The organism is Fontibacillus phaseoli (assembly GCF_003337355.1).
Lineage (GTDB): Bacteria > Bacillota > Bacilli > Paenibacillales > Paenibacillaceae > Fontibacillus > Fontibacillus phaseoli.
In genome coordinates, this window is the sequence record NZ_QPJW01000001.1 from 1,148,206 (window position 1) to 1,165,012 (window position 16,807).

The following is a 16,807-nucleotide window of genomic DNA, read 5'->3' on the forward strand; positions in this document are numbered from 1 at the left end:
CAACATGGTAGTAGGAGACGCTTCTCTGGATATTGATACATTGGTTGTAGGTGCCGGTCCCGGCGGATATGTGGCGGCCATTCGTGCCGCCCAACTGGGCCAAAAAGTAATCATCGTGGACAAATCGGAACTCGGCGGCGTGTGCTTGAACCGCGGTTGTATTCCGTCCAAAGCTTTGATTTCCGCAGCGCACCAATATGAGTCCGCTCAACATGGTGAAGCATTCGGGATTACGGCGGAGAACGTGAAAGTGGACTTCTCCAAGACTCAAGACTTCAAAAACGGCGTCGTCAAAAAAATGACTCAAGGCGTAAGCGGCTTGCTCAAAGGCAACAAAGTAGAAGTGTTCAGCGGTGAAGTGATGTTCATCAATGAAAACGAAGCCCGTGCCTTCAACGATCATGAATCGCCGCGTTACCGTTTCAAACATTGCATTTTGGCGACCGGATCCCGTCCGATCGAACTGAAGCCTTTCCCATTTGGTGGACGCATCTTGTCCTCGACCGAAGCTTTGGAACTGCCGGAAATTCCTGGCAGCCTGATCGTTATCGGCGGCGGCTACATCGGCGCCGAACTGGGCCAAATGTTCTCGAAATTCGGCACAAAAGTTACGATTATCGAAGGCATGGATTCCGTACTTGCAGGTTTTGATAAAGATATGACCCGTCTTGTAACCAAGAGCATGGAAAAAACGGGCATCGAAATCATCACTAACGCAAAAGCTGAGAGTGCTGAGCAAACCGACAAGAACGTTACCGTGAAATACTCCGTAAACGGCGAAAACAAAGAAGTTACAGCAGATTACTTGCTCGTAACGGTTGGCCGTCGTCCAAACACCGATGGCGACCTCGGCCTTGATCTGGCCGGTATTGATCTGACGGATCGCGGTCTGGTCAAAGTCGACCACCAAGGCCGTACCAGCAACCCGAACGTCTTTGCCATCGGCGATATCGTGGCAGGACCAGCATTGGCCCACAAAGCTTCTTACGAAGGTAAAGTGGCTGCCGAAGTCATCTCCGGGCTTCCGTCCGTGGTGGACTACAAAGCTATTCCTGCTGTCGTCTTCACCGATCCTGAATGCTCCAGCGTGGGCTACACGGAAAAAGAAGCGAAAGAAAAAGGCTACAAAGTCAAAGCCGGCAAATTCCCGTTCGCGGGCAATGGTCGTGCAACTTCGCTGAATCAGCCAGACGGCTTCATTAAGATCGTAGCTAACGAAGAAAACAATGTGGTGCTTGGCGCGCAAATCGTCGGCATCGAGGCTTCCAACCTGATCGCCGAGCTCGGTCTAGCGATTGAAATGGGTGCAACCCTGGAAGATATCTCGCTTACGATCCATGCTCACCCTACACTGGGTGAAATCGTGATGGAAACAGCCGAGTTGGTTGAAGGCCATCCGATCCACGTGATCTCCCGTTAATATTTGATTTCTCACTCCGAACTGCTTAACTTTGGTAGCCAGGAGTTCTCCTAAGCTTATTGATAGGGCAAGACCGAATACAGTCGGTCTTGCCCTTTTTTTAATTGCTATAATGTTCAACCAGGTTTTGCGCTTTTGATTAATGGCTTCGGTACCCAGTTGAAAAAAAAGTTCGCCGTAAATTCTATCTCGCTCAGGTCGATCTCAGCCTCGATAACTCCGGCTTCTTTGCTAATACTCTTTATATGCGGTTCAAGCCATCGCTGGCTTTTGCATTGTCGCATTCCTTCTCCGGTCAACTCGACATAAAGGCGGACCGGCGTCTTCATTTCATTAGAACGCTTTAGCTATTCATTCAGCATCATCGGGACGAGAAGTTTGACGAGCGGACAACCGGGCTCCATTTGCGAGATGAGGAGAGCCGAACCTGTCATTGCACCTATCCCGATTTTTTCATTTTCGAAATAAAAACGGTTTTACAATCCTCGAGCCAAGAATGACATATATCGGAAAGCCGAACTGCGTGATAAATTTCCCAAGCGGTGCAGGATATTGCCTGTTTGATCTTTTTTCCTCCTTTAGTTAAAAAAGTGTTTACAAATAAAAATACCGATGGTACACTCAATTTGTAAAAACGTTATTATGAAGCTTGGTTAAAGCTTGGTTGATGATTTTGCCAACCGGGAAAATGAGTTTGCAGGAACGAGAGGGACGAATATGTACAAGCCGCTTACGATCAAAGATGTAGCGAAAAAGGCGAAGGTCTCGGTATCCACCGTCTCCAGGGTTATCAATGGACTTGATCGCGTGAAGCCGGAAACTCACCGCAGAGTTATGGAAGCAATCGAAGAGTTGAATTTCGTGCCTGACAAGACAGCGGTATCTATGGTGAAGAAAGAGACGAAAACTATTGTATTGCTCGTGCCGGATACGATGAACCCCTTCTATACGGCGGTCATTCAAGGCGCGGAGAATGAAGCAAGGAAAGACGGATATCTGCTGTTTGTTTGCTCCTCTAATGATGACCCTCAAACAGAAGAGTCCTACATCAATGAGTTAATCAGTAAAAATGTGGATGGTTTCATTATCATTCCTTGCCAAAACAGCCATCTTGCTTACTCGCAGATTCAGAAGCCGATTGTTTTTGTTGATCGCAATTACTTAATTAATCTTAACCACAGCGTAACGATCGATAACTTCGGAGGCTCGTATCAGGCAGCGCAGCATTTAATCGATTACGGTCATGAGAGAATAGCCATTATCTATGGAGAAACGCTATACCTCAATCAGAAAGAACGCTATTGGGGATTCGAACGGGCGCTCCGTGATCATGGGCTTCCTGTAAGCGCTTCCTATGTGAAAGAAGGTGATTGGCTGGAGGAGCATGGCTATAAGTCTACGATGGAGTTGCTGTCTCTTGACAATCCGCCAACCGCTATATTCGCGGCCAACAACTTGATTTGCAAAGGCTCGATTAAAGCGGTCAGAGATTTGAAGCTTAAGCTTGCCGAGGACATTTCATTAGTTGGATTTGACGATCATGAGCTGGCAAGCTTTATGATACCGCCTGTTACCGTGATTGATCGACCCAATTTGGAAATGGGAAAAGCCGCGGCGGAAATATTGCTGAGAAGCCTAAAAAGTAAAAACTCCGAGCAGGCAGGTCAGAAGGTTGTTCTGGGGACGTCGTTGATCGAGCGGAGTTCAGTAAAGAAAATAAAAAAGTAATATGCAAAAGGGTTTTTATTAATCGCGTTTGTAATAACGTTTTTACAAATGTTTACTATTAATGATTTGTAATAACGTTTTTACAAAAATAAATTAGGAATGAAAGACTAAAAGGAGATGAAGAATATTGAAACCGTTTATACCTCTTGAAGAATTCCAGGACAGGGTCGTTCGTATTCAAAAAGGCATGAAAGAGCAGGGGTTGGATTTGCTTCTCGCCTTCGGAAACGAGGCAGAGCCCCAATTTGTCCGGTATCTGTCCGATTATTGGCCTTCTTTTGAATCCGCGGGCGTCTTGATTCCGGCTGAAGGAACACCTGTTCTACTGATTGGTCCGGAAACCTTGACTTTTGCGAAAGATCGTTCCAAGATTCCGGATATCCGCCGACTGCTTGTGTTCAGGGAATCCTCAGACCCGGAATATCCGGGAAGCAAGCTGGATACGTTTAAGTCGGTTATATCGGAATTGCTGGATCGAGCGCCGAAGAAGGTGGGAATTGCCGGATGGGCCATTATTCCGCAAACCATATTCAGCGAATTCTCGAAAGCGGTTACAGAAATTGGCGGAGAAGCTCCTGTTAAGGCGGATCAAGTCATGATAGCCGTCAGAGCGATTAAAAGCGAGAATGAATTGAATTGTATGCGTGAAGCCTACCGGATTACTACAATCGGATTTGAAACGGTACTGGATCAATTGCGCCCAGGCATGACTGAATTGCAAGCAAGGGGAATTGCCTTGGCGGCAATGTCCGAAGCCGGGATGGAATCGGAGGCCTATCCATTCTGGTGTTTATGCGGCGACGGAACGAATCAGGCGATTAGCCGTTCGCGTCACAAGCCGCTGGAGAAGGGGCAAATTATTCAGCTTCAAGTAGGGGCCAGATATAACGGATATGCTTCCAGCATTGGGCGGCCGGTGGTTTTTGGCAAGGCTACGGATGAGGCGAGAGCTTTAATAGAAGCGGGCATTTCCGGACAAGCCGCCATTCTGAGTACGCTCAAAGCAGGGATACCAGCCAAAGAAGTTAGCAATGCATACGAGGCGGCCATTGCTAAAGCGGGGTATTCCGATTGGCTGCTGTACGGACCATGCCATGCTACCGGACTAATGGAAGGAGAGCCGCCATGGATCGAATCGAATTCCACTTGGATCCTCCAGGAGAATATGACATTCTGCGTAGATGTGTTTTTAGGCAACAAAGAGAAGGGAATCGGCTTGCGCTTTGAAGACGGTGTGAGAGTAACCGGATCAGGCGTGGAAGAGTTCTCGAATCTGCGGAGGGAGGTTATTGAATTGTGAACACCCTGACTGCGCAAAGCCCCATTTTATTGGAGACGCATAACATTCAGAAGTCGTTTATGGGACATGTTGCGTTAGGAGACGTCAGTTTTTCGTTAAGGGGTGGAGAATGTCTTGCGCTTGTCGGTGAGAATGGCGCAGGCAAAAGTACGTTAATGAAAATATTGTCCGGGGTCTACAAGAGGGATCACGGCTTGATCAAGATCAAGGGACAGGAAGTGCAGATAGGCGATCCCAAGGCGGCTCAAAAGCTCGGAATCAGCATTATCCACCAGGAGCTTCAGCTTATCCCGGATTTAACGGTATACGAGAATATTTTTCTAGGCAGGGAGTATGGCAAAGCGGGGATCATTAACGATGCGGAGATGATTCGCCAGACACGCAAGCTGTTGGATTCAATAGAGGTGGCTATTGATCCAAAGTCGCTTGTGAGACAGTTGACGATTGCCGAGCAGCAGGTTGTGGAAATCTCCAAGGCTTTATCCCAGAACGCCGATATCATCATTATGGATGAGCCGACCGCATCGCTAAGCTTGACCGAGGTACAGCAATTGTTCGGCATCATTCATCAACTGAAGCGTGAAGGTAAAGGGATAATCTATATTTCGCATCGGCTGGAAGAGTTAAGAGGTATTGCAGAACGAATCTGCGTACTGCGGGATGGAACGCTCGTAAAGGAACTGCCTTGCGATGCGGAAGTTGACGAGATCATTGAACATATGGTGGGCAGGAAAATAACAAATCTGTATCCGGAACTGAATTCGGAAATTGGGAACTGCCTGCTTGAAGTGGATAATCTATCAGATTCTCAGATATTGTCCGATGTCTCCATGCAGATTCGGGAAGGGGAAGTAGTCGGGGTCTCGGGTTTAATGGGTTCTGGACAAACTCAGCTTGCCCGGGCTATATACGGACTTACCAAAAGAATCAAAGGAGAGATCCGAATCGAGGGGCAAAGCTACAAGAATCCCTCGCCGCAAAGATCAATTCGTTTGGGTCTGGGGCTTGTTAGCGAGGATCGCAAGGATGAGGGGCTTGTATTGGGGATGTCTATTGCCTCCAATACAACGCTCTCCAATTTGGAGCCTGCCTTGAACAAGCTCAGGATGATCGATAGCCGCAAGGAAAATCAAATTGCCGAGCAATACAGAGGGAAGCTGAAGATCAAATCTGTGAATTGCTTGCAGGAGGTAATTCTGCTAAGCGGCGGAAATCAACAGAAGGTCGTGTTGGCCAAAGTAATGATGACAAATCCCAAGGTCATCATTATGTGCGAGCCGACCCGCGGAGTGGATGTGAACGCCAAAGTAGAGATTTACAACCTGATCGACCAGTTTGTGCGGGAGAAAAAGGCGGTCCTTCTCATTTCCTCCGAATTGCCGGAAATATTGGGGTTAAGTCATCGCGTACTTGTTATGGACAAGGGGAAAATTGTAGCCGAATTTTCCCATCAGGAGGCTACCCAGGAGAAAATTATGTATTATGCAACCGGCGGAAATTTGATTGAAGGGGGAGAGGCAGATGACAAATAACGCTCAATTCTGGATGTTTGCCAGAAAGTATGGAATGCTCATCGTGTTAATACTGTTCATTACGGTGCTTGCCTTCATAAGCCCGCAATTTTTTACGACAAGCAATTTCCTCAACATTGGCAGGCAGGTTTCACTAAATGCCATTCTTGCTGCAGGAATGACGATTATTATTATCTCCGGTGGCATTGATCTTTCTATAGGCGGACTGGTGGCTTTGACCAGTTGTCTGTGCGCGGCAATGCTGGCGGATGGCCACAGCATCTTTATTGCTATCGGACTGGCCGTTCTTGTCGGGGCCGCCGGAGGATTCGCCAACGGGTTCGTCATCGCCAAAACGAATATTGCCCCCTTTATTATAACGCTTGCCGCTTTATCAGTTTTCAAAGGGGTTACGCTGCTGTTCACGAATGCCCGTCCGATCCCCATCGATAATGACACATTCGGGCAGCTCGGACAAGGATATTTAGGCAAGATTCCGTATCCGATTCTCATAATGCTTGCGATCTTTTTTATCGTCTACCTTGTACTGAAGAAAACGAAGCTTGGCAGATATGTATATGCCATTGGCGGCAATGAGAAATCCGCCATTCTTGCGGGTATCAATGTTCCGCGCATTAAGATGATCGTCTATTCCTTATCCGGTATAGCCGCCGCTCTGACCGGCGTTTTATACGCATCAAGATTGCTTTCGGGAGTGCCCAACCTGGGAACAGGCTTCGAGTTGACCGCCATCACGGCTGTTGTGCTCGGAGGAACAAGCTTCACGGGAGGACAAGGAGGGGTGTGGGGGACGCTAATAGGCGTCATTATATTAGGAGTCATGGGCAACGCGCTGAATCTGCTCGGCATATCCGCTTTCTATCAGGATATTGTAACTGGATTTGTTGTTTTGTTGGCTGTTCTGTTTGACCGTTTTATCTATACTCGGCTTGCAACCAACTAAAAATGAATCAGGGGTGGTCTAATTGAGTAAGAACAAAAAACCGAAATGGCTCGTGTCAGTGATCGTGATCATGGTTCTTCTCGTTTCCGCATGTGGTAATAATTCGGAAAATACGGCAAATGGCTCTGAGCCTGGAGATTCTGCAGGTAGCCCGTCAGGCAATGCGTCTACTATCGGATTTACTGTCCCGACACTAAATAATCCATTTTTTGTTGATATGCAGAAGGGTGCCGAGCAAGCAGCGGCAGAACGGGGTCTCAAGCTGATTATGGTAGGCGGAGACAACGATATTACGAAACAGGTTAAGCAGGTAGAGGATTTTATTCAAAATAAAGTGGATGCCATTGTCATTCAAACTGTAGACACGACCGGGATTGTTCCGGTAATCAAACAAGCAAATCAAAGCGGTATTCCCGTATTTACAACGGCCGAAACGCCTTCCGACGGCGAGATTGTAACGAGCATCGGATTCGATAGCTATGAGTCTGGGCAGAACGGAGGCGAATTTATCGCCAAAGAACTGAATGGCAAAGGAAACGTCGTTGAATTGATCGGTGTGCTCGGACAAGAGACAAGCCGATTGAAATCGGACGGATTCAAGGATGCGTTAAGCAAGTATCCGGATATTAAGCTTCTAGACTCTCAGCCGGCTCAATATGACAGATCGACGGCAATGACTGTTATGGAAAACTATTTGCAGAAGTTTCCGCAAATAGATGCAGTATACGCTGCCAACGACGAGATGGCGCTGGGTGCCGTTCAAGCGATTAAAGCGGCGGGCAAGCTTGACCAAATTAAGGTTATGGGCAATGACGGTACGGATGATGCACTTAAAGCAGTCAAGGAAGGCGAAATGATCGCAACCAATGCGACCCCTGCATTTATTCAGGGATATATTGCAATCGATATGGCTGATCGGGCGTTGAAGGGCGAGAAGCTGCCGGCTACCATCAAAGAGAAAAACTTTATCATTACCAAGGATGAAGTTGATGATGCGGAAAGCATTCTTAAAGGTGTAGAAGAGGACAAACGTTATTGGCTGGAGCAGTTGAAATAAGCGTTGTATGGGAGTGACGAAGGTGGATATCAGACACAAAATAATCACCTATATAGACGAGCATAGGGAAGAGGCCATCCAATTTCTGAGAGAGATGGTGCGATTCGATAGTACGATAATCGATCAGGGAGTCGACGGCAAGGAAAAAGAAGTTCAGGAATGGCTGGCTGAGCGGCTTGAAAGCTGGGGCTATAAGGTTAGACTGTTCGAGCCGGACAACGATAAGTTGAGCGAATATGCCGATTACAACCCCGGTCACGTCTATCATAACAGACCGAATCTGGTTGCCGTGAAACAGGGGACGGGCGAAGGACGCTCGATCTTGCTGAACGGTCATGTGGACACGGTTGCTGTCGGAGATTTGAACAAATGGAGCCGTTCGCCCTGGAGCGCCGATGTCAGCGAAGGCAGAATATATGGTCGCGGTACGACCGATATGAAGGGGGGAGTAGCCGCTATGATCTTGGCGGCGCGCTTCCTGGAGCAGGCGGGGGTAGAACTAAAAGGCGATCTTATGATTCAAAGCGTCGTAGACGAAGAGGGCGGCGGAAACGGCACATTGGCTTGCGTTGCTGAAGGCTACCGGGCGGATGCGGCGGTTGTAACAGAGCCTACCCGCTTCCACATTCAACCGATCGGCAGAGGCGTTCTGCTGCTGGAAGTAGAAGTGTATGGAAAAGCCAACCATGCCTGTTATAAATGGGAGGGCGTCAATGCGATCGAGAAGGCCATAAAGATCGCGGAAGGCTTGAAAGAGCTGGAGCATGAATGGATCGCCCGGCGAAGCAATCCGCAGCTCCCGGGCCCGTCGATCAGCTTGGGATACATGAACGGCGGAATAGCGGCTCCTATCGTGCCGGATGCCTGTACTTTAAAATTCGATATCAAATATCTGCCTGTTGTAGTCGGCCATGACGGCCAGGAAACGGAACTGAGCGGCGACCAGATCAAGCTTGAGGTTGAGGAGCGGATTAAGCGCATCTGCAGCTCTGATAGCTGGCTTGAGCAGCATCCCCCTCGATTGAATTGGTTTCTGCACGTGATGCCGCATCGACTGGATCCCTCTCATGAGCTTATTGCAACGGCCGCCGGCGTATCGGAGGAGCTGTTCGGTTGGAGTAAAATATCCGGATTGCCGAGCGGATCCGATGCCCGACATCTGTTAAACAGCGGCGGTATTCCGTCCATCGTGTTTGGCCCCGGTGATATGAGAATGGCGCATACCTTGGATGAATCGATTGGCGTGGAGGATTATATATCCGCTATAAAAGCATTGGCTCTCATTATTCTCGACTGGACAAACAAAAGCCCGCAAAGGTAAGTTCGAAAGAACGGCAATCATAATCGTTTACTTTAAATATTGGAGGGAGCCCGTTTTAGACGGGTTTCTTTCCTTTTAACAACTAAAGGATGGTGGAAATGAAACGTAACGGTATTTTGAATCGCGGATTAAATGAAGTGTTGGCTGCAATGGGGCATGGTCAAATTCTGATCGTATGCGATGCAGGTTTTCCTATACCGACTCATGTAAGATGTGTCGATCTTTCCGTCACGAAAGACATCCCTGATTTGGAAACGGTGCTTAGAGCCATTACATCGGAATTTATAACGGAAAAGGTTATTTATGGTCAACAAATTCAAGATTTTAACACTCCTCTTTATAAAGAATTACAGCATTTATTCAGCGACTGTGAGCATGAGATTATTCCTCATGAAGAAATAATAGGGCGAGTAGCCCATCAGGCCGTTGCGGTCATTAGAACGGGCGCCTATAATCCTTGGGGCAATATTGCTCTGGTATCGGGCACAGACCCGTTCGCTTGGTATACGAATAAAGAGGTTCACATGCCGGAGGCTTATCAGCAAAGAAAAGAAGCGATTATCGCTGCTAACCAAAGGGCCAAGTATTATTCGGAATGAGGTGACGTCTTCTATGAACAAAAAATATGCGATCGGGATGGACTTCGGCACAGAGTCAGGCCGTGCGGTACTGGTTGATTTATCCGATGGTACTGAAATCACGGAGCATGTCACGCCTTATTCGCATGGGGTAATTACGGAATACTTGCCGAACTCGGATGAAAAGCTGGGACAGGAATGGGCGCTGCAGCATCCGGGTGATTACCTGGAGGTGCTGGAGCGTTCGATTCCTGCGATCATGAAAGCATCGGGGATCGAGCCGAATCATATCATTGGCATTGGCGTTGATTTTACGTCATGTACAATGCTTCCTGTCGATACGGAGGGAAGTCCGTTATGCTTCAAGCCGGAGTGGAAAGGGAACCCCCACTCCTGGGTGAAATTGTGGAAGCATCATGCCGCTCAGCACGAAGCGAATGAAATCAATCGGTTCGCTTCTGAACGGGGAGAAGCCTTCTTATCCCGCTATGGGGGGAAAATATCATCGGAATGGATGATTGCGAAGATACTGCAAATCTTAAGCGAGGCTCCTGAAGTTTATGAGGAGACGGATCGTTTCGTGGAGGCAGCCGACTGGGTTGTGGGCCAGTTGACGGGAGTAATCGTTCGCAACAGTTGTAGCGCCGGGTATAAAGCTATGTGGAATAAACAGAAAGGATATCCGGAAGAAGCCTTCTTCCAGGCTCTCCATCCGCGAATGGGCAATTTGGTTCATACGAAGCTGCGCGGCGAAGTTATTCCTCTGGGAGCCAAGGTTGGAGAACTAACCGAAGAGATGGCAACCCGGTTAGAATTGAAGGCGGGAATTACTATTGCGACAGGCTGTATAGACGCTCATGCGGCGGTTCCTGCGGTGGGGGTAGTGACTCCGGGCGAGCTTGTGATGACCATGGGCACTTCGACCTGTCACTTGCTGCTCAGCGCGGAAGACAAGCCGGTCAAGGGAATATGCGGCGTTGTCGAAGACGGTATTATCCCTGGACTTTTTGCTTATGAGGCAGGACAGCCCGCGGTTGGAGACCTTTTCGCTTGGTATGTCAATCAAGCCGTTCCGGAGTATGTCAAGCATGCGGCCGAGCAGGAGGGAATTAGCGTTCATGGCTGGCTGGAGCAAAGAGCCGCGGTCTATTGGCCCGGGCAGACAGGGCTGTTGGCGCTGGACTGGTGGAACGGCAACCGTTCGGTTTTGGGAGATGCAAATTTATCAGGTCTTATATTGGGACTGACCCTGCAGACAAAGCCTGAGGAAATCTACCGCGCTTTGTTGGAATCGACAGCCTTCGGCACACGGAAAATTGTCGAGGAATTTCAAACAAGCGGCGTAGAGATTGTTAAACTGTATGCATGCGGCGGGTTGCCGCAAAAAAATGCATTGCTTATGCAAATTTATGCGGATGTAACGAATCTGGAAATTATCGTTGCCGATTCAAAGCAAACTTCGGCTTTGGGGGCGGCGATCTTTGCCGCTGTCGCCGCCGGGTCGGCTCAGGGAGGCTACGACAGCATTGTAGACGCAGCTCAAGCAATGGCTCGGGTGAAAGAAGAATCGTACAAGCCGATTCCGTCAAACGTAATCGCGTATGACAAGCTATATAAGGAGTATAGTCAGCTTTATGATTATTTTGGTTCGGGAGCAAACGATGTTATGAAGCGTCTTAAAGCTTTAGCTGCCTATTAATTCGGTTCTGCGTGGGAAAAGCTGCTTGACCGCAAAGGGACCATATTGCTATCGGGAGTAGATTTGAGACGCAACACATTGATAATGAACTCAATCTCTAGTTATACAAATCCTTCCGCAAAATGACAAAATAATCACGTTCCGCCCATGGCATGCTGTTACAATGAAACTAACTTTTCGGTTTCTGGTAACGTTTATATAATGTCGGTAGACAGCACATTCGGCGAGGAGCGATGTCTTCATGGGCAAAAAAACCGGAAAAAAATCAGCGGGGATTATTTTGTTGTTGACGGCGGGTGCGTTATTATCCGGTCCAGCCAAGGCAGACCCTTCCTTGAATTTATGGATAGACGGAAAGCAGCAGGATACGCGGGTGGAATGGAGAGACGGAAAGATTATGGCTCCACTCCGCTCGTTGGCGGAATCCTTGGAGGCAAGCGTGTCCTGGGACCCGAAAAGGAACCGGGTTTATGTGGAGAGCGATCCTGGCGACTCCCCAGGACAAAACGGTAGGGAAGATGCCAAAGTAACCCTGGAGCAGGTTGCATCCTGGGTCAAACAGCAGGGAGCCAGATCGAACTATTATCTGGAAGGACTTTCCTATGAGGAAGTTCAACTGGATGAGGATGACGAACTTGAAGTGATTGCGGGAATCGACGGCGGGGTGCATTTGGGACAGTTTTTTATTTTTGATCGAAATGCCTCCGGGAGCTATAAGCTGCTGGCGGAAAAGAATTGGAAGGTCGAGCAGTTGGACCCGGGGGCTGCAAAAGATGTTGAATCGAAGAAAGTATTTGAAACGGTGGAACGGACGGGCGGTACCGGAATCGATGTGTATTATGCCCACCTTTGGTATCTGGACAATGGTGCCATGAAGGAGGCGTGGAGAGGTACCTTGAAGGAAAGATTTGCTATGGTTTCAGGCGGACATTCCCTGCTTGCCGGAAGCTATCAGGTCATTAATAACATGCTGTACAGTTGGGAAACGTTCACCAGGCTGGCTGACGATGATGAAACCGTCGTGGGCAAACCGGAAACGAAGATGAAGGTGTATCGTTTTGATGGAACCAAGTTCGTGGAATGAACAAGGCCCGATCCTGAAGTTCAACAGGGATCGGGCTTGTCTTTTATAATTAGATAAACAAATTAATGCCGGATTGATCCGCTTTGCCTAAATAATATCCGACTCCGCCGATTTTGACGCCTTGGATCAATTCTTCCTGCTTGATTCCCATGACGTCCATGGACATTTGGCAAGCAACGATTTCCACGCCTTGATCCAGCGCGCTTTGCATCAGTTCTTCAAGGGAAGCGATGTTACCGTTCTTCATAACGCCGCGAATCATTTTCGCTCCCATGCCCAACATGTTCATCTTCGACAGGGACAACTTGCGGCTACCGCGTGGCATCATGGCTCCAAACATTTTGCCGATCATGTTTTTCGGGACGGTTACCTTTTCCGGTTTCCGGATCACGTTCAATCCCCAGAACGTAAAGAACATCGTTACTTTTTTACCGCTTGCAGCCGCTCCGTTCGCAATGATGAACGAGGCGATGGCTTTGTCGAGATCGCCGCTGAATACAACCATGGAGGTGCCTTCCTGGGATGAGGCCGGTGCCTGAGTCTGAGCTTTTTCGGCAGAACTCCTATACGTTCCTTTGCCAAGATAAGCTTCGATCATGCCGTTATCCTGTTTGCTGACCTGAATCATCTCGTTCTGGGACATTATCGCCCATGCCTGCACATCTTCGTAAAAACCGGGATCCGACGCGGTCACGCGTAAAATTTGACTGTCCTGAAGCCGGTCCATCGCTTGCTTGACTTGAATCAACGGGCCCGGGCAGCAAAGGCCGCAGGCGTCTAATTCGGCATCGGCCCGCAGTTCTCCGATAGGTGCTTGGGCTGTGGCAGCGATTTCTTGAAACGCCTTGGTGCTGCGTACATCTACTGCAGTGGTACTCTTATAAACGTCATTGCCGCCGCCGCTAGGGTATGCTCTTTGTCCGGGCTGATAAAGTGACATTTGATAGGTCTTGTAACCGCCGGTCAGATTGCGGACACGGAATCCTTTTTGCTGCAAAATTCTCGAAGCGGTATATCCGCGCAGCCCGACCTGGCAGTACACCCAGATTTCCTTGGCGGCATCCAGATCGGAGAGCCGGGCGCGCAACTCATCGACCGGGATGTTCAAGGAATTGGGAATGTGTCCGTTCGCATGCTCAATTTCCGAGCGTACGTCGACAAGTAGGGTAGTATTCTCATCGCGGCTTTCCAGCTCCTTGGGAACAAAGACGGCGGTTCTGCCGGTCAATACATTCTGCGCCGTATAGCCGGCCATATTCACCGGGTCTTTCGCCGAGGAGTAAGGAGGGGCATAAGCCAATTCCAGTTCGGTAAGATCGTTCACCGTGCCCCTGAAGCGGATCGTTGTTGCGATATCGTCGATTCGCTTATCCACGCCGTCAAATCCGACTCCTTGGGCGCCAAGCACGCTTCCTTCGTTATTGAACAGAAGCTTGAGCGTCATAGGCGTAGCACCCGGATAGTAGGAGGCATGGGAGTTCGGATGGACATAAATGACATGGTAAGGCAAACCGAGACGCTGCAATGTTTTTTCGTTATTACCGGTACTTGCACCTGTTAAGCCGAACACTTTGATAATCGATGTTCCTTGTGCGCCTTTGAAGGTAGTGCCCAGACCGCAAACATTGTCCGCCGCAATACGCCCTTGTTTATTGGCCGGTCCCGCGAGCGGGAGTGCTGTTTTCGTGCCATTGACATAATCTTTGATTTCGATTGCATCGCCTGCCGCGAAAATATCCCGTTGGGTAGTCTCTAACTGTTCATTGACGAGAATATGCCCCTTCGGTCCCAGCTCGATGCCGCTGCCCTGCAGAAATCCCGTATCCGGCGATACGCCGATCGCCAGAATAACCATTTCGGTGGTCAGGGTGACTCCGCCGGCCGTGGTAACCTCAATTAGCTCACCCTTGTCCTGAAAGCCCTGGACACTCTGCGACAAGAGCAGGTTCACCCCATGGCCCTCGAGTTCTTTAGCAAGTAGACCGGCCATTTCCGCATCGAATGGAGCCAAAATTTGCGGACCACCTTCAATTAACGTTACCTCCAGGCCGACTTCTTTCAGATTTTCGGCCATTTCCACGCCGATAAAACCGCCGCCGATGACGACAGCGGAAGAAACTCCATCCTCCGCAACACGTTTTTTAATCCGGTCCGTGTCCGGTATGTTGCGCAGGGTGTGTATTTTTGCGCTATCAATCCCCGGTAGATTAGGCCGAATCGGCTTGGCCCCGGGAGATAATATTACCGCGTCATACGTTTCCTCATACTCCCCTCGCGCTATGCTCCGTACGGTAACCGTTTTGGTTACGGGGTTAATTCCAGTCACTTCACTATCAATCCGGACATCGATATTAAATCGCTTATACATCGCCTCCGGGGTCTGCACCAGCAGCTTTGACCGCTCCTTGATGGAATCTCCGATATAATAGGGGAGGCCGCAGTTGGCAAACGAAATGTACGAATCCCGTTCGAACATAATAATTTGCGCTTCCTCGTCCAGACGGCGCAACCGGGCTGCTGCCGACGCGCCTCCGGCGACACCTCCGACAATGATGACTTTTTTGCCCATCACTATTCCTCCTTGAATAAAATGCTTATGAGTTGTTTGATTTTGTCGTCCGCTATATGATATTTGACCTCAAGCCCGCTCCGTTCGGCTTCGACGATGCCCATGCTGCGAAGCTTTTGCAAGTGCTGAGAAACGGTCGATTGGGGCAGCTTAAGACATTCCTGCATATAGGTGACATTGCATTCCCGTTTTTGGAGCAATCCCTTGACGATGCATAAACGAACCGGATGGGCCAGTGCCTTCAAGATTTCAGCGGCTTCTTCATAAGCTTTGAAATTGTTGTCCACTCGTATCACTCCATTTATAAGATACATCACTATATCGCGATATTACGATATTGTGATTTAGATGTCAAATCTACGCATAATAACTCTTTGGTTGATTTACCGTTTACTGACTGCTAAAGTAAAAAGGTCAAACCAAACCGACAGAACGCAGTCTTTCTTTTGAACCTATTTGACCGCACCGAAGTAGCTTGGTCGCTCACTTTTATGGTAGGATGGATGCTGCAATGTTTTTACCGGTGTTTCCGCCCATTATGCGTACATAGTGATTTATTCGGGTTTTGCGTGATTAGGGATCGCAGGGTCACTCTTTTTATTTTTACGTAGAAGATGAAGTCAATTTAGAAGATTGATTGGTAAAGGAGAGAGCTAAAAGCAATGGAAACGATTTTTTCAATTCTTAAATCTATTATCTTGGGGATTGTGGAAGGGATCACCGAATTCCTGCCGGTATCGTCCACGGGCCACCTCGTTATTTTTGAAAATTTTCTGGGCTTCACCGGCACGACGCCATCTTATGTTGAAATGTATACTTATGTCATTCAGCTGGGAGCCATTCTGGCGGTCATCGTTTTATATTGGGGTAAGATTAAAGATACGCTGGTCAACTTCTTCCCTCAGAAAGTCGGGTTTGAGAAATCCGGTTTCCGGTTTTGGCTGATGCTGGCGATCGCTTGCATTCCCGGCGGCGTATTCGGCATTCTGCTTAACGATTGGGCGGATGAGCATTTGTTTACGCCGGTCGTCGTAGCGTTCACATTGTTCTTCGGCGGTTTGTGGATGCTCTATGCGGAGAAAAAATTCCGAAACAACGGCCTCGGCGGCGGCGGTGAGGAATTGAGCGTCACGGTGAAACAAGCGCTTATTATCGGTGCGTTTCAAGTTCTGGCGATCATCCCGGGGATGTCGCGCTCCGCATCGACCATTATCGGCGGCTGGGTAGCCGGTTTGACTACGGTAGCGGCGGCTGAGTTCTCGTTCTTCTTGGCCATTCCGGTCATGGTAGGGATGAGCTTCCTGAAAATTATGAAAATCGGCGGATTTTCGAGCATGACTTCTACCGAACTCATATCGTTGGGCGTAGGCTTTGTCGTTTCGTTCCTGGTGGCCCTTGCCGTCATCAGCAAATTTATCTCTTACCTGCAGAAGAAACCGATGAAGATATTTGTTTACTATCGGATGATATTTGCGATCATTGTCCTGGTGGCGGGTATCGCAGGATTTTTCCACTAAAATTCAATATTTAGCTCAAGCCCGGGCTCGGAATAGGCAACTATTCCGGCCCGGGCTTC

General features: G+C 48.8%; 13 protein-coding genes and 1 pseudogene. 12 read left to right on the forward strand and 2 right to left on the reverse strand.

What is annotated here, in order from left to right; all coding sequences use genetic code 11:
• Positions 1–4 precede the first annotated feature (4 nt).
• From lpdA to DFP94_RS05720, 11 genes and pseudogenes are all read left to right on the forward strand, one after another.
• Positions 5–1,420, forward strand: coding sequence for a dihydrolipoyl dehydrogenase (lpdA, locus tag DFP94_RS05665; protein WP_114495412.1), 1,416 nt, complete (start codon positions 5–7; stop codon positions 1,418–1,420).
• A 717-nt stretch (positions 1,421–2,137) separates the two neighbouring features.
• Positions 2,138–3,148, forward strand: a complete 1,011-nt coding sequence (locus DFP94_RS05675) for a LacI family DNA-binding transcriptional regulator (protein ID WP_114495799.1) — start codon at positions 2,138–2,140, stop codon at positions 3,146–3,148.
• 127 nt (positions 3,149–3,275) lie between these two features.
• Positions 3,276–4,448, forward strand: a complete 1,173-nt coding sequence (locus DFP94_RS05680; RefSeq protein WP_114495414.1) for a M24 family metallopeptidase — start codon at positions 3,276–3,278, stop codon at positions 4,446–4,448.
• The gene (locus tag DFP94_RS05685) at positions 4,445–5,980 is read left to right on the forward strand and encodes a sugar ABC transporter ATP-binding protein (protein WP_220270894.1); all 1,536 of its coding nucleotides are present in this window, start codon (positions 4,445–4,447) and stop codon (positions 5,978–5,980) included. The genes DFP94_RS05680 and DFP94_RS05685 overlap by 4 nt, the downstream gene beginning before the upstream one ends.
• Positions 5,970–6,923, forward strand: coding sequence for an ABC transporter permease (locus DFP94_RS05690; protein ID WP_245954498.1), 954 nt, complete (start codon positions 5,970–5,972; stop codon positions 6,921–6,923). Before DFP94_RS05685 ends, DFP94_RS05690 begins: the two co-directional genes overlap by 11 nt.
• A gap of 22 nt (positions 6,924–6,945) precedes the next feature.
• Positions 6,946–7,980, forward strand: coding sequence for a sugar ABC transporter substrate-binding protein (locus DFP94_RS05695; protein WP_114495415.1), 1,035 nt, complete (start codon positions 6,946–6,948; stop codon positions 7,978–7,980).
• A 22-nt stretch (positions 7,981–8,002) separates the two neighbouring features.
• Positions 8,003–9,301, forward strand: a complete 1,299-nt coding sequence (locus DFP94_RS05700; protein ID WP_181873026.1) for an ArgE/DapE family deacylase — start codon at positions 8,003–8,005, stop codon at positions 9,299–9,301.
• A gap of 98 nt (positions 9,302–9,399) precedes the next feature.
• Complete coding sequence (gene rbsD / locus DFP94_RS05705) at positions 9,400–9,900, forward strand: D-ribose pyranase (RefSeq protein ID WP_181873027.1); 501 nt, start codon at positions 9,400–9,402, stop codon at positions 9,898–9,900.
• 13 nt (positions 9,901–9,913) lie between these two features.
• The gene (locus DFP94_RS05710; protein ID WP_114495418.1) at positions 9,914–11,578 is read left to right on the forward strand and encodes a ribulokinase; all 1,665 of its coding nucleotides are present in this window, start codon (positions 9,914–9,916) and stop codon (positions 11,576–11,578) included.
• A 3-nt stretch (positions 11,579–11,581) separates the two neighbouring features.
• Positions 11,582–11,662: pseudogene (locus DFP94_RS25915) on the forward strand (AAC(3) family N-acetyltransferase); the annotation flags it as partial.
• Positions 11,663–11,819: 157 nt separating this feature from the next.
• Positions 11,820–12,662, forward strand: a complete 843-nt coding sequence (locus DFP94_RS05720) for a stalk domain-containing protein (RefSeq protein ID WP_114495419.1) — start codon at positions 11,820–11,822, stop codon at positions 12,660–12,662.
• Positions 12,663–12,711: 49 nt separating this feature from the next.
• Here the strand turns inward: DFP94_RS05720 and DFP94_RS05725 are convergent, their stop codons facing one another.
• Together DFP94_RS05725 and DFP94_RS05730 are read right to left on the reverse strand one after the other, a co-directional pair.
• Positions 12,712–15,231, reverse strand: coding sequence for a DsrE/DsrF/DrsH-like family protein (locus DFP94_RS05725; RefSeq protein WP_114495420.1), 2,520 nt, complete (start codon positions 15,229–15,231; stop codon positions 12,712–12,714).
• A gap of 2 nt (positions 15,232–15,233) precedes the next feature.
• Positions 15,234–15,518: an ArsR/SmtB family transcription factor gene (locus tag DFP94_RS05730; RefSeq protein ID WP_114495421.1), complete on the reverse strand. Its 285-nt coding sequence runs from the start codon at positions 15,516–15,518 to the stop codon at positions 15,234–15,236.
• Between the two features lie 375 nt (positions 15,519–15,893).
• Between DFP94_RS05730 and DFP94_RS05735 the strand changes: the two genes are divergently transcribed.
• Positions 15,894–16,748, forward strand: a complete 855-nt coding sequence (locus tag DFP94_RS05735) for an undecaprenyl-diphosphate phosphatase (RefSeq protein ID WP_114495422.1) — start codon at positions 15,894–15,896, stop codon at positions 16,746–16,748.
• Positions 16,749–16,807 lie beyond the last annotated feature (59 nt).